Source organism: Bradyrhizobium aeschynomenes, from assembly GCF_013178945.1.
Lineage (GTDB): Bacteria > Pseudomonadota > Alphaproteobacteria > Rhizobiales > Xanthobacteraceae > Bradyrhizobium > Bradyrhizobium aeschynomenes.
Genome location: NZ_JABFDM010000001.1, coordinates 25,058 through 44,746, shown reverse-complemented (window position 1 = coordinate 44,746; position 19,689 = coordinate 25,058). Strand labels below are relative to the sequence as shown.

The window sequence follows — 19,689 nt, the reverse complement described above, 5'->3', positions numbered from 1 at the left end:
CGCTCGGCACCCCCCGTCACGACAAGAGCCCGGCGGCGCTCCGGCCGCCGCCGTTAACCATTTGCTAACCATGCCGCGGGCAAGCTTTGCCGCGTCGCGCTGCGCGTGGCCGGCGACCGGACGACCACAGGACATCCTGGGCTTTGCTGCCGCCGGGCATGGCGGCGGCCCGGTTGCCGGCCGCAGCGCGTCGCTGCGGCGTCCGACGCCATGCCGTCCTGTCTGTCCGGAGACCCAAGTCCTTGAGCACCGTCGGTTCGCGCGCCTTTCAGAAGGCGCGGCAGGAAAAGAAGCAGAAGAAGCTCGTCGAGACGCAGTTGGCCGCGGCCTTCAAGGCCTTTCAGGCCGGACGCCAGGCGGAGACGCAGGCGCTGTGTGCGAAGCTGCTACAGGAGGTCCCCGGCTGCTTCGATGCCATGCATCTGCTCGGCGTGTCGCTGGTGTCATCGGCGCGCTTCGCCGAGGCCACCGCCTTCCTGGCGCAGGCCGTGGCAATAGAGCCGAATTCCGCCGACGCGCAGTCCAATCTCGGCTGGGCGCTGGTCAATTGCGAGCGCTACGAGGAGGCGCGCGCCGCGCTGGAGCGCTCGCTGGCGCTGCGGCCGAATGCGCCGATCACCCTGCGCAACCTCGCGATCACGCTGCTGCGGCTCGGCCAGGGCGAGGCCTCGCTCGCGGCCGCGACGCGCGCCCTCGAGCTCAAGCCCGATGACGTCGATGCCTGGTGCAATCGCAGCGTCGCCGAGTTGATGCTGCGGCGCTGGGACGCCGCTGCCGCCAGCGCCGAGCGCGCGCTGGCCTTCAACCCGACCCATTTCGAGGCCACGGTCAACAAGGGCCTCGCGCATCTCGAGCTGCACCATTTTGAGCTGGCGGAAGCGACCTTCAATGCGGCGCTGGCCGCACGCCCGTCCCATGCCGAGCTGCGGGCGCATCGCGGCCGGCTCTACATGATCTCCGGACGCACGGCGGAAGCCGAAGCCGATTTCGACGCCGCCGTGACGCTCGATCCCAATCTGCAACTGGGATGGCAGGGCAAGGCGCAGATCTGCATCCTCAACGGCAACGTCGCGCAGGCGATGGCCGCCTGCAAGCGCGTGCTCGACACCAATCCGAAGGCGCAGGTCGCGCTCACCCTGCTCGGCGCCTGCCGCGGCCGGCTCGGCGACGTCGCCGGCGCCATCGCCCAGTTCGACCAGGCGCTCGCGGTGCAGCCGGACTATGACGAGGCGATCACCAAGAAGATCTTCTACCTCGACTTCCTGCCCGGCGCCGACTTCGCGGTCCAGCAGATGGCGCGACAGTATTGGTGGATGGCGGTCGGCTCGAAATTCCCGCGCCGCAAGCTTGCGCCGCGCACGCTCGATCCGAACAGGCGCATCGTCGTCGGCTACGTCTCGGCCGACTTCCGCACGCACTCGGCCGCCTTCGCCTTCCTGCCGGTGCTGCGTGGGCACGACAAGACGCAGGTGCAGGTCAACTGCTATTCGGCGTCGCCGCGGCACGACGACTTCACGGCGAAATTCCAGGCCATCGCCGACGTCTGGGTCGAGGCCTCGAACCTTTCGGACGACGAGCTGGCCGACCGCATCCAGGCGGACGGCGTCGACATCCTGGTCGATCTCTCCGGCTACACCACGGGCACCCGGATGCCGGTGTTCGCGCGCAAGCCGGCGCCGATCCAGGTCACGGCCTGGGGCAGCGGCACCGGCACCGGCCTTGCCACGATGGACTACTTCTTCGCCGACCCGGTGACGGTGCCCGAGAACGTCCGGCCGCTGTTTGCCGAGCACGTCCACGATCTGCCGTCGGTGATCACGATCGATCCGCTGCTCGACATCGCGCCGTCGCCGCTGCCGATGCTGCAGAACGGCCATGTCAGCTTCGGCGTCTACAACCGCATCGACAAGATCTCCGACGCGGCGATCGCGCTGTGGGCGCGGCTGCTCGGCGAGGTGCCGGACGCCACGCTCGTGATCAAGCATCTCGCGCTCAACGATCCCCTGGTGCGCGACGGGCTGATCGGCCGCTTCGTCACGCAGGGTGTCCCGGAAGCGCGCCTGATCTGCCTCGGGGCCAGCGAGCGCAGCGAGCATCTGCGCTCCTACGAGCGCATCGACATCTCGCTCGATCCGTTCCCGCAGAACGGCGGCATCTCGACCTTCGAATCGCTGTACATGGGCGTTCCCGTCGTCGCCAAGCTCGGCGCCGGCGCGGCCTCGCGCGCGGCAGGGGGCATCCTGACCGCAGCGGGGCTCGCCGATTGGGTCGCCGATGACGATGACGGCTATATCCGGATCGCCAAAACCTTCGCGGCACAACCCGAGCTGCTGGCGAAGCTGCGCGCCGAGCTGCCGCACAAGGTCGCGCACTCGCCCGCCGGCGACGTCGCCAACTACACGCGCTGCGTCGAGGCCGGCTATCGGCAATTCTGGCAGGCCTATTGCGCGAAGGAGAGCACGGGCCGCTGATCCATCACGGCAGCTGCCACGGACCTCTGCAACCAGCGGCTGCAAGAGTTCCGGCTGTGCCATTTCGGCCTTGCGCGGCACGGCCACGCCGCGATCCCGCTTGCGCCGCCACGGGTAGGGCGAAATCAAGGATATGGCTTTTTGGTGGCGACACGCCGTCTCCGCAGCGGCGCTGCTACTACCAACCGGCGAGTAGTAGACCGCGCTCGTCGAGCAAGACGATAATGCGCGCGAAAAAAATTGCCGGCCTCACCATCGCTGGGCCGCCGGCCACGGAGGAATTGGGGCATGCGGGTCGCGTTGTTGAGTTGCGTCGTTGCGACAGGATTGAGTGTGCTGGGATCGCTCCTGCCGGCCGAGGCCCAGACCGCGCGGGCGCCGAGATCGGCAACGGCGGCCGCCGCCGGCGAAGGCGGCAAGCTGCAGGAATCCAACGAGTGGACCGTCGGCGTCGCCGGCGGCCTGCTCGAAGGCACCAACATCCGCTTCGCCGCCGAGATGGCCAAGGTGCTCGACGACCGGCCGAACCTGCGCGTGCTGCCGATGGTCACCTACGGCGCGCTCGGCAATATCGAGGACCTGCTCTATCTGCGCGGCGTCGACGTCACCATCACATCGGCCGACGTGCTCGACGAGTTCGTGCGCAACGGCACGCTCGCCAACATCAAGAACCGCATCCGCTACATCTGCTCGTTCTACATCAACGAGATGCATGTCTACGTCCGCCCCGAGATCAGGACGCTCGAGGATCTCCAGGGCAAGAAGGTCTCGTTCAACACGGTCGGCAGCGCCGCCAACCTCACCGGCGGCATCGTCTTCGACCGGCTCAAGATCGGCGCCGAGAAGGTGTTCATCAACAATTCGGTGGCGCTGGAGAAGATGCGCACCGGCGAGATCGCCGGCGTCGTGCACGTCACCGGCAAGCCGACCGACCTGTTCGCCAAGTTCAAGCCCGAACCCGGCTTCCACTTCCTCCCGGTCCCGTTCGCGCGCAGCCTGCAGGACTATTATGTGCCGACCAAGCTGACGTCGCAGGACTACCCCAATCTGCTCAAGCCCGGCGAGACGGTCGAGACGATCGGCGTGCCGCAGGTGCTGGCGGTCTACAACTGGTCGCCGGAGACCGAGCGCTACCGCCGCGTCTCGCGCTTCGTGGAGTATCTGTTCAAGCGCTTCGACCAGTTCAAGCAGCCGCCGTTCCACCCGAAATGGAACGAGATCAACCTCGCCTCGTCGCTGCCCGGCTGGACCCGCTTCCGCGCGGCGGAGGAGCTGCTGGTCAGCACGCGCGCGCCCGAGACCGACGCCAGCGCGACCAAGCAGCAGTTCGAGCAGTGGATGAGTGCGAGAGCCACGACCGGCGGCCGCCGCCTCAGCGACGCCGAAGCCAAGGCGCTGTTCGAGCAGTTCCAGGGCTGGATGAAGCGCGAGGGCGATCAGCCGCCGCGATAGCGGGCGTGGCTACGTCACGACGGGCTTGCGTCGCAGCGCCTGCGGCGCATCCGGCTGCGCCAGCGGATGGGCCGCGACAAACGCGGGCAGCGCCATCCCGGCTTCGAAGACGCGCTACGACGTGGCCGGCGAGGCAGATGTCGGCCTCATCGGCGCATCGCCCGTGGCAAAACCGGCCGGTCGCGGCATGGCCGGCGAGCTGGGCCTCGACCGCGACCAGCATCTCCGTCGCCCAGTGCCTGAGCCAGGCCGTGCGCGCCGGGGCGTCGACATGCAGCACCTCGGTGAGATAGCGCTGCACCTGCGGCGTGGTCAGCGGGTGCGCATCGCAGGCGATCATCGCCGCCAGCGCCCTCACCCGCGCGCGCTCCTTGGCCCGCGGCGCTGCTCCCTGGTGATGCGGGCCTCGTCGAGATAATCGAGGATCGCCAGCGACTGCGTCAGCACCGTCCCGTCAGCGCCATCTGCGGATTGAGCGCGGCATACCTCTCGTCGCGTTGCTGCTGCCGGTCGACATCGACCGCGACCTGCTCGTAGGCGACGCCTTTCAGGTTGAGCGCGATCCGCACCCGAAAGCTCGCCAGCGACCGCCAGAACGAATAGAGCTTGATGGGGATCCTTCGGGGCAGGCCAGCGAAGGTCGACGCCATCGACCGGTCGCCCCGGTCCGCCTTTCGATAGCCGGCAATCAGTTCACGCTCGATATGAAGCCTGCGAGAATCGTCCGGCTCTGGCTGAGGGCCTCGATGCGTTGATCGATGAGGCCGACCTGCTGCGCCAGTATTCTTCGTAGATTGTCGCAAGGTCTGAAATCTGGACGGTTGTTCCGTACGCACGGGAGCAACTGCTTGATCGTCTCCAGCGTCATCCCTGCGGAGCCAAGCACCTTGATCCGGCGTACGGCTTCCTCGTCCGCGGGACCGTAGTCGCGATAACCGGAGGACGTTCGTTGCGGCGCAAGCAAGCCTTCGCCCTCGTAGTAGCGCAGCATCCTTATGCTGACCCCCGTCCTTCGGGAGAGTTCGCCGATCTTCATCCGTAAACCCCTTGACCCTGACAGTGCTGTCAGACCTTACAGATCGTGCTCGCCCAAGTGGAGTCCCCCTTGTGCCGGGAGCAACGATGAAAGCCTATCATTTGAACGGGCACGCAGGTGCAGCGCGCCTCGTGCGCACCGACCTCATCAAACCCGAACCCGCCAGCGGTGAGGTTCGTATTCGGGTCGAGGCGGCAAGCCTCAACTACCGCGACCTCCTGATTTTTGATCGAGCGGGCCAAGGCGGGTTCGACGGCCGCGTTCCGCTCTGCGATGGCGCAGGCATCGTCGATGCCGTCGGCGCCGATGTCGTCCAATGGCGGGCGGGCGACCGCGTTGCCGCCTCGTACTTTCGCGATTGGATCTCCGGGCCGTTCAAGTCGAGCTATGTTCCGTCAGCCCTCGGCAGCAGCGCGATGGATGGCATGCTGGCGGAGTATGTGGTGCTCCCGGCGACGGCGCTGGTCTCTGTGCCGGAGCACCTGACGTCGATCGAAGCCGCGACCCTGCCCTGTGCCGCCGTGACGGCCTGGCACGGCCTCGTCACCCGTGGCGGAATGGGCAAGGACGCCACGCTGCTGGTCCAGGGCACCGGCGGCGTCGCGCTGTTCGGCCTTCAGTTCGCCGCCGCGCTGGGCGCCCGCGCCATCGTCATCTCGTCCTCGGATGAAAAGCTCGCCCGCGCGAAGGCGCTCGGCGCCTCGATCCTGATCAACTACCGCGACACGCCCGATTGGGACGTCGCCGTGATGAAAGCGACGGACGGCGCAGGCGCCAGCCATGTCCTCGAGCTCGGCGGACCCGGCACCTACGACCGCTCGCTGCGCTCGGTCGCATCGAGCGGCAAGATCGTTCAGATCGGCGTCTTGACGGGGTTCGGCCCAAAGCCCGACCTCGCCCGCCTGCAATGGGAGAACGCAGACATCATCGGCGTCACGGTGGGCTCGGTCGAGCATTTCACAGCCATGAACCGCTTCCTGGGCGAACACGCGATCCATCCGATCGTCGATCGCGTCTACGACTTCGACGACGCTCCCGAGGCGTATGTCCATCTCCGGTCCGGATCGCATTTTGGCAAGATTGTCGTGAGGCTGTAGGGCCATGGGCGGATCGACGGGAGCGCCGCGCCGAGCTGGGGGCAGCGTTACCGTCGTGCCGTGCGGCGACGGGTCGATGAAAGTCATTTCGTGCCGATCATCCTGCGCAGCCAGGCGTCGACGATCCCAGTGGCCGGATGGCTGGGATCGCCGAGTTCGCGATTGATCTCCATGTGGCCGCGCAGTCCGGTGCCGCCGACGCCCTGGACCTCGGCTGGCGTGCCCGCCTGCATCAGCGCTGCTCCCAGCGCCTCGGACTGCGCCTTGCCGTCGGCGCGGTCGACATGGAGGATCAGGAATGCCGGCGCGTTCGGCTTGGCGGCCTGGAGAGTCGGCGACAGCGCCCGCTGACGCACTGGGTCGGTGCCGAACGCCTGGATGTAGGTGTCGAGCATGAAACGGCCGCTGTCGGCGAGTTGGCGCGCCACGTCGTAGCAGGCGCCATCCAGCGCGATGATGCCGCTGATATCGCGCAACGACAGCCCAGCTGCCGTGAAGTACCTCGAATCAGTCCCGACCAACGACACCAGATGCGCGCCAGCGCTGTGCCCCATCAGCACGATGCGCGAGGGGGCGATGCCCAGACGCCCGGCATTGTTGCGCAACCACGCCAGCGCCGCGGCGACGTCAGCCGCCTGCTGCTCGACGGTCACGGCCGGCACCAGCCGATAGTCGATTGAGGCAAAAGCATAGCCCTGCGCGAGCAGGTGTTCGACCTTGGCCGCCCCCGTCGCGTTGCGCTTGTCGCCCCGCTTCCATCCGCCACCATGGACGAAGACGACCAGCGGCGCGGCCGCGCCTCCCCTCGCCTGCCAGAAGTCGAGTTTTTGCAGCGAATCGGCGCCATAAGTATATTCGGTGGCCGGCGCGTTTTGGCGCTCGGCCTCGCGAGCCGCCATTCGCGCCTGCAGCCGCTCCAGGAACGGGCCGGCGAATACAGGTGACAGGAATGTCGGCTGCAGCAGCAACAGGCCAGCAGCTAACAAAACGGCAGGTGTCGAACGCAATATCGAGAGCTCCATCGTCGTGAGACGATAGCAGCACGTGTTGCTTAAAGGAGGCCGTACGCGGCGTTGTTACAAAATGTCACGAACGATGACGCCCGGGAAACTACGGGCCGGTCTTGCGCGAATAGTCTGAGCCTACCGTAACGTGAAGCCTTCGCTCCACGCATCCCTGTCTACTTCGTATTCGCTGACGAGAAAGCCATCAGGATAGTCGCGAAAGCCTTCGAACTGAAGCTTGCGCATCTTTGCAGCATTGTCGACGACCGGCCTTCCCTGCGCCCTCCTCTGTGTGGGGGCGGACCTGATGCACGACTCGGGCGCGATGCGCCGCGGGAGACGATGGCGCATGTCTGCGAGACGCATGCCTTTGTGCAGTCCCGGTGCGGAGCGGCGGCACGGGCCTCATGGTTCGAGACGCCGCTACGCGGCTCCTCACCATGAGGATTTGGTTCGGAGACCGGTGCTGCACTTCGTCCACGCGCGGCAGGCTCATGGCGGAGGGCGCGCAGCAGGCGACATGCTTCGAGCCGTACAACGCAGCCCCTCCCCTCACCCTGAGGAGACCGCCGGAGGCGGTCGTCTCGAAGGGCGAGGCCCGGACGGTTTTCATCCGAACGGTGCGGCAGGAGCGCACATCCCCTCTTACCGCAACCTTTCGTTAACCGCCGTTAACCGAACGCTAACCATACACCGGGCAAAAATTGCCGAGTGAGACTATGCGTGTCGTGATTGGGTGCGGTTGACGGGGGAGAGCTTCCGTGGACGCCAGCGCGGTACCTCAGTTTCGGAACGGCGGCCCCGTGGCCGCCGCGCAGTCGTTTGGGGCCGGCAAACGCGGCCCGCGGGAAGGGGCGAAAGCCATGGTCGACGTCACGGCGGGTCAGGGGGCCGGGTCTCCGGCCGGTTTTTCTTTTACTGACCTCAAGACAGCAGTCCTGCGCGGCGACATCGCGCTGGCGCTCGGCATCCTCACCATCCTGGTGGTGCTGATCCTGCCGCTGCCATCGCTGGTGCTCGATCTGTTCCTGGCGATCTCGATCACCCTGTCGATCCTGATCCTGATGACCGCCTTGTTCATCCAGGCACCGCTGGAATTCTCGTCGTTCCCGACCATCCTCTTGATCTCGACGATGCTGCGGCTGTCGCTGAACCTAGCCTCGACCCGGCTGATCCTGTCGCGCGGCCACGAGGGCACGGATGCGGCCGGCCATGTCATCGAGGCGTTCGGCAACTTCGTGATGGGCGGCAATTTCGTCATCGGCATCATCGTGTTCGCGATCCTGGTGACGGTGAACTTCGTCGTCATCACCAAGGGTTCGGGCCGCATCGCCGAGGTCGCGGCCCGCTTCCATCTGGACTCGATGCCCGGCAAGCAGATGGCGATCGACGCCGATCTCTCCGCCGGCCTGATCGACGAGAAGGTCGCCAAGGTCAGGCGCAAGGAGCTCGAGGACGAAAGCGGCTTCTTCGGCGCCATGGACGGTGCCTCGAAGTTCGTCCGCGGCGACGCCGTCGCGGGTCTGCTCGTCGTCTTCATCAACATCATCGGCGGCATCATCATCGGCGTGGCCCAGCAGGGCCTGGGTTTTGCCGAGGCCGCCCGCACCTACACCACGCTGACCGTCGGCGACGGCCTCGTGACCCAGGTGCCGGCGCTGATCGTCTCGACCGCCGCCGGCCTGTTGGTCTCCAAGGCAGGCGTCACGGGGGCCGCCGACAAGGCGCTGATGAAGCAGTTCTCCGGCTACCCGCAGGCGCTCGGCCTGTCGGCCGCCGTGATGCTGGTGCTGGCGCTGCTGCCAGGCATCCCGACCCTGCCCTTCCTGGCGCTCGGCGGCGGTGCCGCTGCGCTCGCGCTCAAGGCCCGCAAGCAGAAGGAGGTCATCAAGGCGGAGGAAGCCGCCGCCGCAGCAGCACCTGCCGCAGCCGCGACGGCGGCAGCCGCCGAGGAGCCGATCTCCGCCGCGCTCAAGATCGACGACCTCAAGATCGAGCTCGGCTACGCGCTGCTGCCGCTGGTCAACGCGCCCGACGGCACCGACCGGCTGACGGACCAGATCAAGGCGCTCAGGCGCTCGCTGGCGATCGAGATGGGTTTCGTGATGCCGTCGGTGCGCATCCTCGACAACGTCCAGCTCGAGGCCAATACCTACATCATCAAGATCAAGGAGGTCGACGCGGGCTCCGGCAAGATCTGGCCGAGCCAGTTCATGGTCATGGATCCCGGCGGCAACCAGGTCGCGGTGCCCGGCATCCACACGACGGAGCCGACCTTCGGCCTGCCCGCCACCTGGGTCGACGCCGGGCTGAAGGAAGAGGCGACGCTGAAGGGCTACACGGTGGTGGACGCGGCAACGGTGCTGTCGACCCACCTCACCGAGCTGCTCAAGGCCAATATGAGCGACCTGCTCTCCTACGGCGAGGTGCAGAAGCTCCTGAAGGAGCTGCCGAAGGAACAGAGCGAGCTGGTCAAGGACATCGTGCCGACGCAGATCACGATCTCCGGCATCCAGCGCGTGCTGCAATTGCTGTTGTCGGAGCGAATCTCGATCCGCGACCTCTCGACCATCCTGGAAGGCATTGCCGACGCGCTCGCCTTCTCGCGCAATCCGGCCACCATCGTCGAGCATGTCCGCGCCAGGCTCGCCCGCCAGATCTGCGCCCAGAACACCTCGCCGATGGGCTATCTGCCGCTGATCGCGCTGTCGGCGAAGTGGGAGCAGGCATTTGCCGAGTCGCTGATCGGCCAGGGCGAGGAGCGCAGCCTGGCGATGCAGCCGTCGCGGCTGTCGGAGTTCATGACCGCCACCCGCGATGCCTTCGAGCGCGCCGCACGCGAGGGCGAGTCGCCGGTGCTTGTGACCTCGGCGGCGATCCGGCCGTTCGTGCGCTCGCTGGTCGAACGGTTCCGCGCCCAGACCACGGTGCTGTCGCAGGCCGAGATCCATCCGCGGGCACGGCTGAAGACGGTCGGGAGCGTGTGAGAAAAGGAGTGCGGGAACCTGCGAGTCAGTCCGAAGTTCTTGAAGGCAGGCCGGCGCCACGCGCCGGTTTTGCTGCTTTTGAGAGCAACCAACCTGTGCTTTACCGCCACAGGCAACTGATTTCTTAATTTTGCGTTAGGTGGCTGGATTTTCCGCCGCAGACCGAACTTCCCTTTAATAATTTGATTTCAAATGAGAATTGTTGATTTTATTGGCTCGAGATCGCGATGCATCACGCCTTATCACACGCTTGTGATGCCATCTACGAAACGGAATCGGGGTTTCCTACGTTCTTACAGGCGAGACGATGAACCGGAACGCTCCCGGCTCACACGAATCAGCGAAGGACGTAAGGCGGCAGGAGGGTTCCATGAACCACTCGATTTACAGCGCGGATCGGACGACCCACCTCAAGATCGTGGTGGTGGCGCTCGTGGCTGGCATCGCAGTGGCCGGCCTCGGCATCTCGGCACGTCTCAACGCAGAGCCGAACTACACGCAGACGGCGAAGGTCATCAAGGCCGGCAAGCCCATTGCGGTGACGAGTTCGGGAGCGTCGCTGGTTCGCTAATTGGAATTTCCGGAATTCACGCGGTTCTCACAGCCCCCCAACTGGCCGCGTGGATATGTAGTAGACCCAACCCCAAGTCGACTACCGAAAACGCCCGCTCCCCACGGGCGTTTTCTTTTTTGCCATTTGGATCAGCGCGTCGGCGGCACCGTCTCGATCAGCTTGCCGGTAAAGACGATCGGCCCCGTCGCCTGCCCCGTCGGCGACCCGCCCTCCGGCTCGACCGTGACGGCGTAAGTGGCGCGGTTGACCGTGTCGGCGTCGTAGGCGGAGAGAACGGGACGGCTGGTGAAATCGCTGCCGCCGATCACGCCGAGCGAGCGCGGACGCTGCAGCTTGTCGGAGACGAGCCACAGCTCGAAGCTCTTGCCGGGCTCTGGCGCGGCGCCGACCCGGCGCACCGTGTAGCTCTTGCTGCCGGCATCGACGGTGAGGATGAAAGCCGGCGACGCCGCGTCCTTCTGCAACAAGGCGACGAACTGAGCCGACGGCTGCGGCGCGGCGGGCACCTTGACCTCGACGGTCTGGATCCGCGGCTTGGGCTGCAACGGCGGCGGCAGCAGATCCGGCCGGTAGAGCTGGACCCCGATCAGCGCGAGCAGCACGGCGGCGATCGCCGTCATCACATTGGCCACGGTGCGCAACTGCCGAACCTTGGACGAGAGCCGAGCGACGATGGCGTTGTCGTTCGCGGCGGGGCCAGTCGCCTGATCGCGACGCACCGGCTCGATCACCGGCGGCGCCGCGGCCGGGACGTCCTGCTCGGAGGCCTCCGTCCGGACTTCAGGCGCCGGAGCTTCGGCTACAACGTGCGCAACCTCCTGAGCGGGTGGTTCGGACAGGGTTACCACGTCCGGAGCCTCCGCGACGGTCACAGAGTCAGGCGGCGGCGGAGCTTCGGCCCTCGCGCCCGACCTTGCGATCTCGGCCTTAATCCGCTCCCACAGTTCCGGGCGCGGCTCGACGAGGCCGACCATCTGGTTGAGCGGCCCGAGACGAAACTCCCACGCCTGGACCAGCGCCGCGAAATCCGTGTCGACCGCCATCATGGCCTCGACCTGCGCGCGCTCGGCGGCGTCGAGCGTCCCCAGCGCATATTCCGCCGCCAGCGCGATATGGTCTTCGCTATACGCCATCACAGGTCCAGGTCACGTCACCCACGAGAATCCCTTGGCTACGCCTTCGGCCTCTCATCCGATCCCGAGGCATTGGCGGATGTCCATCATGCTTCGCCGCAGCCAGGTCTTCACCGTATTCACCGGCGCCTCGAACTTGGTCGCCAATTGCTCGCGGCTCCAGCCGTTATAGTAGGCAAGCAGCACGAGCTTCTGGCGGTCCGGCTCGAGCCGGCCGACGCATTCCAAAAGACGCTTGAGCTCCTCCGACATCTCGCGCCGCGCCAGCGGATCGGGCGTCTCGGCCGCGACCTCGAGCGCGGAAGGCTCATCCTCCAGAGACAGCTCGCCGCGCTTGCGCACCAGGTCGATGGCGCGATTGCGGGCGATGGCGGCCATCCAGGTGATAGGCGAGGACACTGCGGGATCGAACTGGGCCGCGTTGTTCCAGACCTTCACATAGGTCTCCTGCACGACCTCCTCCGCGAGGTCCTGTCGGTGCAAGATACGCAGCACGACGCCGTAGAGTTTCGCGCGCGTCGCTGCGTAGAGGCGCTCGAAGGCGGCCTCGTCCCCCTTGGCGACCGCGGCAAGCAGCCAGACCAGCTCTGCCGGCGTCAACATTCAGCGTCCCCGAAAATCGGCCCACTCCCTCGTTCGACCCTTGCGTCCTCCCGTAGCACAGGTCGCGCGCTGCGCTCCAGCGGGGCGGGCGTGACGAAAAACCCGGACCTTGCGGCCCGGGTTTTCGATGAGCGACAGCCGGGACGGCGTCAGGCTCAGGCGATGACGCCGAGCCGGGCGCGCATCAGGCCGATACTGTCCATGTCGGCCTGCTCGCGGGCGCTCTCCTCGGCCTTTTCGCGGGCCTGGTCGCGCTCGTCGAGCAGCTCCACCTTCTTCATCTCCTCGAACGCCTCGGACAAGGCGGCCTTGGCGTCCTCGAGCTGGGCGCGCAGCTCGTCGGCCGAGCGCGTCAGGTTCTCGCGGCGCTGGATCGCCGCCTTGGCGTAGGTCGGGTAGGCAAAATGGGTCGGGTCGTTGATGCCGGCCCGCTCCTGCTCGGTCTGGATCTCCCGCTCGAGCTCGGCCGACATGCGCTGGAAATCAGCAATCATGCCTTCGATCTGCGTCACCCGGCGGCGTTTCTCATCCACCTGAAACTTTTTCAGGCGGATCAGCGTTTCGCGCGACTTCATCGACTCATACTCCCCAGAAGTCCCGTAGACGGCGCGGGACAGGGCCGGCCGCCCTTACTGGGCCCGCCGACTAGGCTCGTTACATGGAGGGGATGATGTCCCGACAAAGTTAGCTTTCCGTTTCCAAGCGCCCCAAGATCTGTTCCAGCTCCCGATACCCCTGGGCCAGCCCGCACACCTCATCCTTGCGCTGGCGCAGGAAGGCCTCCAACGGCTCGTGCAGCCGGATCGCCTCGTCGACCTCCGGACTGGAGCCCGCGCGATAGGCACCGAGCCGGATCAGCTCTTCCATGTCGGCGTAGGTCGCCATCACCTGGCGCGCCCGCATGATGGTCGGCAGGAATACGGGGTCGGCCGATTTCGGCATCGTCCGCGACACCGATTTGAGGATGTTGATCGCCGGATAGCGGCCACGTTCGGCGATCGAACGCTGCATCACGACGTGGCCGTCGAGAATGCCGCGCACGGCGTCGGCCACCGGCTCGTTGTGGTCGTCGCCGTCGACCAGCACCGTAAAGATCCCGGTGATGGTGCCCTCGCCGCTGCCGGGCCCGGCACGTTCGAGCAGCTTCGGCAGTTCGGTGAACACGGTCGGCGTATAGCCTTTCGCCGTCGGCGGCTCGCCGGCCGACAAGCCGATCTCACGCTGCGCCATCGCAAAGCGCGTCACCGAATCCATCAGGCACAGGACGTCCTTGCCCTCGTCGCGAAAATATTCCGAGGTCGCCAGCGTCAGATAGGCCGCCTGCCGGCGCATCAGGGCCGGCTCGTCGGAGGTCGCGACGACGACGACGGAGCGCGCCAGACCCTCCTCGCCGAGATCGTCCTGCAGGAACTCCTGCACCTCGCGGCCGCGTTCGCCGATCAGCCCGATGACGGAGATGTCCGCATCGACGTTGCGTGCCAGCATCGACAGCAGCACCGATTTGCCGACGCCGGAACCGGCGAAAATGCCGAGCCGCTGGCCACGGCAGCAGGTGAGAAACGTGTTCAGCGAGCGAACGCCGAGATCGAGCGGCGCGCCGACGCGCTTGCGCGAATGCGCCGGCGGCGGATTGTTCCGATAGGGAACCGGCGAGGCCCCTTGCGGCAGCGGCCCCTTGCCGTCGATCGGCTCGCCCATCGCATTGATGACGCGACCGAGCCAGGCGGGCGAGGGCCGCACCTGGTTCGCCGAGTTCGCGATCACGGCGCGGCAGCCGCGGCGCACGCCCTCCAGCCCCGCGAAGGGCATCACCACGGCGTTCTTGCCGGAGAAGCCGATCACTTCGGCAGGGATGTAATTGTTGCCGGTCTCGATCACGAGGCGCGCGCCGACCGACATCGCGTGAATCGGCCCGGCGATCTCCACCATGAGTCCCTTCACGCCGACGACACGCCCATAGGTGTTCACGGCGTCGATGTCGCTGATCTGCTCGGCAAGAGCCTTCATGACCAACCAGCCTTCATGACCAAACCGCCTTCATGACGAGACCGCCCTGATGACAAAAGGGATCCTTCATTGCGAAAACCTTAAGTAGGGACAGATTCGCCTCGCCGGTTTAACTCTGTGTTTACTCGCATCATTAATCATTGCGTCATGGTCTGGAGTGACTGACGTAGTGCGCCTTGCCGCCCCCCAAAAGCGGTGAGGAACGAGAGTCGGTTAGTTCCATCTCTTCACATGGAGCTTGAACGAGGACGGCTGAGAAAAACTGCTTCTTCGCAACACCTTACGGCGATTCGACAAAAATTGCACGGATAGAGCTTGCGCAGCGGAATCAGGATTTGTTAACCATCTCTCGTCAGGATCCGAATCAGTTGTTCAAAGGCGTTTTGAGTGCCGCGGTGGCGGCCGACCTGACGCCCGGAGCGGCGACTATGGGGAACTGGCATGCGCGTTTTGCTGATTGAGGATGACAGCGCCGTCGCGCAGTCGATCGAGCTGATGTTGAAGTCCGAAAGCTTCAACGTCTACACGACTGACCTCGGCGAGGAAGGCGTCGACCTCGGCAAGTTGTACGATTACGACATTATCCTTCTCGACCTCAATCTGCCCGACATGTCCGGTTACGACGTGCTCAAGCAGCTGCGCGTCTCGAAGATCAAGACGCCGATCCTCATTTTGTCCGGCCTCGCCGGCATCGAGGACAAGGTCAAGGGCCTCGGCTTCGGCGCCGACGACTACATGACCAAGCCGTTCCACAAGGACGAGCTGATCGCCCGCATCCACGCGATCGTCCGCCGTTCCAAGGGCCACGCCCAGTCGGTCATCCAGACCGGCGACCTCGTCGTCAACCTCGACACCAAGACGGTCGAAGTCGGCGGCCAGCGCGTGCACCTGACCGGCAAGGAATACCAGATGCTGGAGCTGCTCTCGCTCCGCAAGGGCACCACCCTCACCAAGGAGATGTTCCTCAACCATCTCTACGGCGGCATGGACGAGCCCGAGCTGAAGATCATCGACGTCTTCATCTGCAAGCTGCGCAAGAAGCTGGCCAACGCCTCCGAAGGCCGCAACTTCATCGAGACCGTCTGGGGCCGCGGCTACGTGCTGCGCGAGCCGCACGACATGGACGAACGCATCCCCGCCTGATCCTTCACTGGGTTTACCGGCGAGCCTCACCGCTCGCTCCTCCCAGACTGGGCCCCGCCGCAAATGGCGGGGTTTTTGTTTGTGGGGCCAGCTGATGAGAATTGGACACGAGACCTCGCCACGCGCCAGCTGCGCTCCCCTCCCCCTTGCGGGGAGGGGTCGGGGGTGGGGGTCCCCGGAAACGGTCTGCATGGAAGCCACTGCACGAGTGCTGACCGATACGGCGGTCGCGCTGATCGTACCGGCGCCTGCCCCAAACGCAATTCGGAGCAAGAAACCCCCACCCCCAACCCCTCCCCGCAAGGGGGAGGGGAGTTCACCGCCGCCGCCGCATGAGCGTGCCTCAAACTGACGGACACTCCCTCACCTTCCACCGCGCGCGGCGCAGCAGCCTCTCACACATGAGCGCGATAGCTGCCATCAAGATCCCCAAGAAACCATCGTTGCACGTCCTCGCGATCTCGCGGCGCAAAGCGCCCGAGTGATGTGCCATTCTCACCGCCCTCTTCCGAACCGAGGGCGCAGGGAAGGCCGGGCGCTGGCCGCGCCCGTGGCCCGCCTGCAGAAAAAGAATGCAGGCGGCAGTCACCACAGGTCTGGCCGAAACACCCGGCCCTCCCTGCGCGATGGCTTTACGATTTATACGCGATCTCCCTGGGGACCGGCTGTCTTGCCCCCATCACCCGCAGGCAGCGTTCACCGCAACGCCCGCCGACTTGGCCTCAGCACCGGGAGGCCAGGACCACGCGACTTCACCGTGCACTCGGATCGTTCGTCGGCACGGCGAACCATGCTACGACCCGAAGCGCCCATCGCATCCCACACCCGACGTCCGTGACGACCGCGAAGCGTCCCCTCGTTGGGGCGGGACGGGCGAAGTAAAGCATGATTTCTGCGAAAGCGAAAGCGGAATTTTTGATAAGACGAAATTTCCTCTTGGCGCGCAGCGAGTCCGTCGCGCGCGGCGCAGGGGACGATCCGGATCGCGGACAGCGTCCACGCGCGCCTCGTCCCATCTCCACTCTAAGCGTTGGTGGCTAGCCTCATCGAGATCTCTCGCCCCGGATTGGCCCTAGGCGATACGCGCTTCGCGCAAGTCAAACCTCCGACTGACGCGATGCACGGGCGGTTCGGTAACGCGCGATGAGGGACTCGAATGCCTGATCCGACATTTTCCAGGTTGGCCGACCGGGGGACAGGCCGTTGGCACCAAGGATCAGCTTCTCATGCGCCATGCTGTAGTCGACGAAGAGCTTGCGCTGCTTACGATTCCAGAAGAAGGGCCAGCGGCGGATGCCATCACGCCGCTCGCGAAGGCCTCGGATTTCGTCTTCTGTCATCTTGTCATAGAAGGCCCGCGCCTCAGCCTCTCCTTGCGCCACGATGCGCGCTGTCGCTGCCCGGCTGTCGTGGACTTTTTCCGGCATATAAACAGTAAGCAAATCCGGTCCGAAGTCGTGCTGGCCGACCACCACCGGAACTTGCTGAGGTAGGCCGCGCGTACTCACTTTCAGCCAGATCGCCTGATGGGCGCGCAGATAGAGAAACCAGCAAGCAAGCGTGTAGGAGACAAAATCCCGCGGCACAGCTTCGCCAGACGAGACGCGAGGGTGCCAATGCCGGTGTGGGTAGCCGAGAATGGCGGCATAGAGTCTGCCGAGACCTTCGCAGGTCAGCGCGTAATCGATGTCGAAAAACCCGCCCTGCCAAGGGACGCAGCCCGCTTTGCATCTCGCCAGCATCTCGTGATGTTCGGCCATCGAGAACGGGTACATCGAATCGTCGAAATAGGAGCACTCGAAGCCGGGCTCGATCAGTCCGGGCGCAATTTCGCGATCGGCATGCCCAGACAAATCAATCTCGATCGCGCTGCACCGATAGTTCTTTCGCGAGGGACTCTCGATCTGCGCGTAAAGCTCATCCCACCCCCGGATCGACACAGCAGTCTGGGGCGTAGCCCGACAGATCTCCGAGAATGTTGACGGATGCCCGTCCATCGCGGAATCGAGCGCATGCTCGGCGCCTTCGAAGTTCTCAGTCCAGAAGAACTCCGACATTGCGCGCTCGAAAGCGAGCAGGTCGTCCTCAGTATCAAATCGTAGGCCTATTGGATCGGTCACGACATCAAGACCAGTTGAAAACTCGAGGTCCACAGTATCGATCCGTACCAAAGGAATCGTTACGGAGATCGCTTGCAATGGCACCGGCAACGGCCCGGAGTCCACGATCTTCCACGATGTCGAACGACGTGGATGGCCGGGACGAAGCCCGGCCATGACGCCAGCCGCGCCTACCGCGATTTCCGCGTAGCGCTTTTCTTTGCTCGTCCAACGGCCGCTTTCGGCGGACCGGCCGGTTTGGCAGCTTGCCCGAAATTTCGCTTTGGTTGATTAAGATCAATTCCGCTACCTTGGCGTCGTCGATCATTAGATCATTTGCTGAGCAGGCCTGCCATGCCAAGTGGCACGACGATCTCCCTGTACGGACGGCTGTGCCTTAACCTCGCAGCCTGGCTCCTCTCGTTGCTCGTCATCTTTGCGGCGCATGCGCAGGCGCTGGGGCCGACGTTCGAGAATCGACCGATCGAGGCGGTGCGTCTGGTGCTGTCGGGCGCGGTGCCGAGCGGACCGCAGCGGGTGGCGTTCGAGGATCGCATCCGGCGGGCGCTCAATGTCTATCCGGGGTCGCAGCTCCATGACCTGATGGTCGATTTCGGGCTCGGCAAGGTGAAGCGCATCCCCGGCGTGGCCTCGGCGTCGGTCAACTATGTCGACGGCAACACCGGCGGCGTGTCGGTCGAGCTCAACGTCGTCGTCGGCGACCGGCCGCAGGCGGATCCGGGCCGCGTCGATTTCCCCTACCTTCTTCAAGGCGACGACAGCCTGCTGAAGCTCAAGCTCACGGCCGCGACGCTCGGCTACGCCAATCACGACGCCTGGTACGGCCGGCCGCGGGCCTTCGTCGGCGCCAACCCGCTCGCCAGCGGGCCGGCCGGGGCCGGCTGGTCGTCGTTCGGCGAAGCCGCGCTGGAGGGCGGGCTGCAGGGCATCGGACCGATCGGCAACAATGTCTACGCCTATGGCAGCCTGTCCTATCTGGCGAGCGGCTCGATCGGCACCGACCTGTTCGTCACCGGCCCGCGCCGCCATGGCGCAGTCGAGGACGCCTATGCCGGCATCGTCACCGGGCTCACCGGCGAGGACGGCTCACGGCTGGTGGTCAACCTTTCCGGCGGCCGGCAGCCGTTCCAGATCGCCGACGGCATGCTGATCAGGATCACGGCGAGCAACGGATTCGACCGCGCCGCGCTGCAGCTCAATCCGCGCTGGGCGGCGGACAGTCTTTTTCTGGCGCAGGCGCGCTACAACACGACCAAGTTCGAGGCTTTCCGTCTCGCCCCCGACGAGCTGCCGGCGATCGATACTCACACCGTCGTTGCCGGCGCTAATTTGGAGACGGGCCTCGGAACGCCGCATCAGCTCGGACTGACCTATCTGAGCGTGCCGCGCTCGGACTACGGCTGGTACACGACGTCGGCGCAGGGCACGCGCCAAGGCCTGCAGGTCGCCGACATCCGCTACTACTGGACGCCCGCCATCGGCGCCTCCGGTCCGTACGCGAAGACGGAGCTGGCGTTGCAGTGGAACGACCGCAACACATTTCCGATGCGTGCCTGGGGCGGCTATGTCGAGGCGGGCTACACGTTCAACGAGGCGTTCTGGCGCCCCACTCTGAGCTATCGGCTGTCCGGCTTCAGCGGCGACAACCCGGCGACGCGAACCTATGAGCGCTGGGACCCGCTGCTGTCGGGCGGCACCGGCGAGGAATGGGTGCAGGGCCTGAACCACTACAAGCTGTTTCAGGATACCAATCTGATCGCGCACCGCCTGCAGGCGATCCTGCGGCCGGCGCCGCAATGGGAGCTGGTGCCGCAGGCCTGGCTGTTCCAGACGCAGCAGCTCAACAATATCGGCGGCACCACTTCGACGCTCGCCGGTCATCTGCTCGGCTACGAGGTCAATCTGACGGTGAAGTACTTCATGAGCCGCCACGTGATGTTCCAGTCGGGACTCGCGCTGACGGTGCCGCTGTCCGGCGTCAGCCAGGCCGTCGCCGGCAGCACCCGCCCCTGGTTCAGCGCGATGTCGCTGGCCCGGGTCAGCTTCTGACGAGGGAGATGTC

General features: G+C 65.5%; 15 protein-coding genes. 7 read left to right on the top strand and 8 right to left on the bottom strand.

The window, feature by feature from the left end; all coding sequences use genetic code 11:
• Positions 1 to 242 precede the first annotated feature (242 nt).
• The gene (locus HL666_RS00185; RefSeq protein WP_172179280.1) at positions 243 to 2,471 is read left to right on the top strand and encodes a tetratricopeptide repeat protein; all 2,229 of its coding nucleotides are present in this window, start codon (positions 243 to 245) and stop codon (positions 2,469 to 2,471) included.
• 288 nt (positions 2,472 to 2,759) lie between these two features.
• On the top strand, positions 2,760 to 3,923 hold the full coding sequence (locus tag HL666_RS00180; RefSeq protein ID WP_172114591.1) for a TAXI family TRAP transporter solute-binding subunit: 1,164 nt from the start codon (positions 2,760 to 2,762) through the stop codon (positions 3,921 to 3,923).
• A gap of 440 nt (positions 3,924 to 4,363) precedes the next feature.
• Here the strand turns inward: HL666_RS00180 and HL666_RS34045 are convergent, their stop codons facing one another.
• Both HL666_RS34045 and HL666_RS00170 read right to left on the bottom strand, forming a co-directional pair.
• Positions 4,364 to 4,573 carry a glutathione S-transferase N-terminal domain-containing protein gene (locus HL666_RS34045; RefSeq protein ID WP_246741418.1) on the bottom strand — a complete coding sequence of 70 codons (210 nt, stop codon included), beginning with the start codon at positions 4,571 to 4,573 and terminating at the stop codon, positions 4,364 to 4,366.
• A 38-nt stretch (positions 4,574 to 4,611) separates the two neighbouring features.
• A complete protein-coding gene (locus tag HL666_RS00170; RefSeq protein WP_172179278.1) occupies positions 4,612 to 4,959 on the bottom strand; it encodes a MerR family transcriptional regulator in 348 nt (115 codons plus the stop codon).
• 86 nt (positions 4,960 to 5,045) lie between these two features.
• Here HL666_RS00170 and HL666_RS00165 point away from each other — a divergent pair, with 86 nt between their 5' ends.
• Entirely contained in the window at positions 5,046 to 6,056 is a 1,011-nt protein-coding gene (locus HL666_RS00165; RefSeq protein ID WP_172180145.1) for a zinc-dependent alcohol dehydrogenase family protein, read from the top strand.
• 83 nt (positions 6,057 to 6,139) lie between these two features.
• On the opposite strand, the gene HL666_RS00160 is transcribed toward HL666_RS00165, so the two are convergent.
• Positions 6,140 to 7,063 carry an alpha/beta hydrolase gene (locus tag HL666_RS00160; RefSeq protein WP_246741417.1) on the bottom strand — a complete coding sequence of 308 codons (924 nt, stop codon included), beginning with the start codon at positions 7,061 to 7,063 and terminating at the stop codon, positions 6,140 to 6,142.
• A gap of 860 nt (positions 7,064 to 7,923) precedes the next feature.
• Here HL666_RS00160 and flhA point away from each other — a divergent pair.
• Positions 7,924 to 10,047 carry a flagellar biosynthesis protein FlhA gene (gene flhA / locus HL666_RS00155; RefSeq protein WP_172179276.1) on the top strand — a complete coding sequence of 708 codons (2,124 nt, stop codon included), beginning with the start codon at positions 7,924 to 7,926 and terminating at the stop codon, positions 10,045 to 10,047.
• Between the two features lie 370 nt (positions 10,048 to 10,417).
• Positions 10,418 to 10,618, top strand: a complete 201-nt coding sequence (locus tag HL666_RS00150) for a hypothetical protein (protein ID WP_172114573.1) — start codon at positions 10,418 to 10,420, stop codon at positions 10,616 to 10,618.
• A gap of 131 nt (positions 10,619 to 10,749) precedes the next feature.
• Here HL666_RS00150 and HL666_RS00145 read toward each other — a convergent pair whose 3' ends face one another.
• The 4 genes from HL666_RS00145 to fliI all read right to left on the bottom strand — a co-directional run bounded on the left by HL666_RS00145 (position 10,750) and on the right by fliI (position 14,364).
• Complete coding sequence (locus HL666_RS00145) at positions 10,750 to 11,754, bottom strand: anti-sigma factor (protein WP_172179274.1); 1,005 nt, start codon at positions 11,752 to 11,754, stop codon at positions 10,750 to 10,752.
• Between the two features lie 54 nt (positions 11,755 to 11,808).
• On the bottom strand, positions 11,809 to 12,357 hold the full coding sequence (locus HL666_RS00140) for a sigma-70 family RNA polymerase sigma factor (protein ID WP_172114569.1): 549 nt from the start codon (positions 12,355 to 12,357) through the stop codon (positions 11,809 to 11,811).
• Positions 12,358 to 12,512: 155 nt separating this feature from the next.
• Entirely contained in the window at positions 12,513 to 12,932 is a 420-nt protein-coding gene (gene fliJ, locus HL666_RS00135) for a flagellar export protein FliJ (protein ID WP_008960735.1), read from the bottom strand.
• A gap of 109 nt (positions 12,933 to 13,041) precedes the next feature.
• Positions 13,042 to 14,364: a flagellar protein export ATPase FliI gene (gene fliI / locus HL666_RS00130; RefSeq protein ID WP_172114567.1), complete on the bottom strand. Its 1,323-nt coding sequence runs from the start codon at positions 14,362 to 14,364 to the stop codon at positions 13,042 to 13,044.
• A 441-nt stretch (positions 14,365 to 14,805) separates the two neighbouring features.
• Here fliI and ctrA point away from each other — a divergent pair, with 441 nt between their 5' ends.
• Entirely contained in the window at positions 14,806 to 15,507 is a 702-nt protein-coding gene (gene ctrA, locus HL666_RS00125; RefSeq protein ID WP_012046382.1) for a response regulator transcription factor CtrA, read from the top strand.
• A 1,097-nt stretch (positions 15,508 to 16,604) separates the two neighbouring features.
• On the opposite strand, the gene HL666_RS00120 is transcribed toward ctrA, so the two are convergent.
• Entirely contained in the window at positions 16,605 to 17,783 is a 1,179-nt protein-coding gene (locus HL666_RS00120; RefSeq protein ID WP_172179272.1) for a hypothetical protein, read from the bottom strand.
• Positions 17,784 to 17,960: 177 nt separating this feature from the next.
• Here HL666_RS00120 and HL666_RS00115 point away from each other — a divergent pair, with 177 nt between their 5' ends.
• Positions 17,961 to 19,676 (top strand): alginate export family protein, encoded by a 1,716-nt coding sequence (locus HL666_RS00115; protein ID WP_172179270.1) that lies wholly within the window; start codon positions 17,961 to 17,963, stop codon positions 19,674 to 19,676.
• Positions 19,677 to 19,689: the final 13 nt, after the last annotated feature.

Bases quoted from the DNA above. Each gene is read 5' to 3' on its own strand.
- fliI (WP_172114567.1), bottom strand. From the start codon at position 14,364: ATGAAGGCTCTTGCCGAGCAGATCAGCGACATCGACGCCGTGAACACC.
- flhA (WP_172179276.1), top strand. From the start codon at position 7,924: ATGGTCGACGTCACGGCGGGTCAGGGGGCCGGGTCTCCGGCCGGTTTT.
- HL666_RS00165 (WP_172180145.1), top strand. From the start codon at position 5,046: ATGAAAGCCTATCATTTGAACGGGCACGCAGGTGCAGCGCGCCTCGTG.
- HL666_RS00180 (WP_172114591.1), top strand. From the start codon at position 2,760: ATGCGGGTCGCGTTGTTGAGTTGCGTCGTTGCGACAGGATTGAGTGTG.
- fliJ (WP_008960735.1), bottom strand. From the start codon at position 12,932: ATGAAGTCGCGCGAAACGCTGATCCGCCTGAAAAAGTTTCAGGTGGAT.
- ctrA (WP_012046382.1), top strand. From the start codon at position 14,806: ATGCGCGTTTTGCTGATTGAGGATGACAGCGCCGTCGCGCAGTCGATC.
- HL666_RS00170 (WP_172179278.1), bottom strand. From the start codon at position 4,959: ATGAAGATCGGCGAACTCTCCCGAAGGACGGGGGTCAGCATAAGGATG.
- HL666_RS00120 (WP_172179272.1), bottom strand. From the start codon at position 17,783: ATGGCCGGGCTTCGTCCCGGCCATCCACGTCGTTCGACATCGTGGAAG.
- HL666_RS00140 (WP_172114569.1), bottom strand. From the start codon at position 12,357: ATGTTGACGCCGGCAGAGCTGGTCTGGCTGCTTGCCGCGGTCGCCAAG.
- HL666_RS34045 (WP_246741418.1), bottom strand. From the start codon at position 4,573: ATGGCGTCGACCTTCGCTGGCCTGCCCCGAAGGATCCCCATCAAGCTC.
- HL666_RS00145 (WP_172179274.1), bottom strand. From the start codon at position 11,754: ATGGCGTATAGCGAAGACCATATCGCGCTGGCGGCGGAATATGCGCTG.
- HL666_RS00150 (WP_172114573.1), top strand. From the start codon at position 10,418: ATGAACCACTCGATTTACAGCGCGGATCGGACGACCCACCTCAAGATC.
- HL666_RS00115 (WP_172179270.1), top strand. From the start codon at position 17,961: ATGCCAAGTGGCACGACGATCTCCCTGTACGGACGGCTGTGCCTTAAC.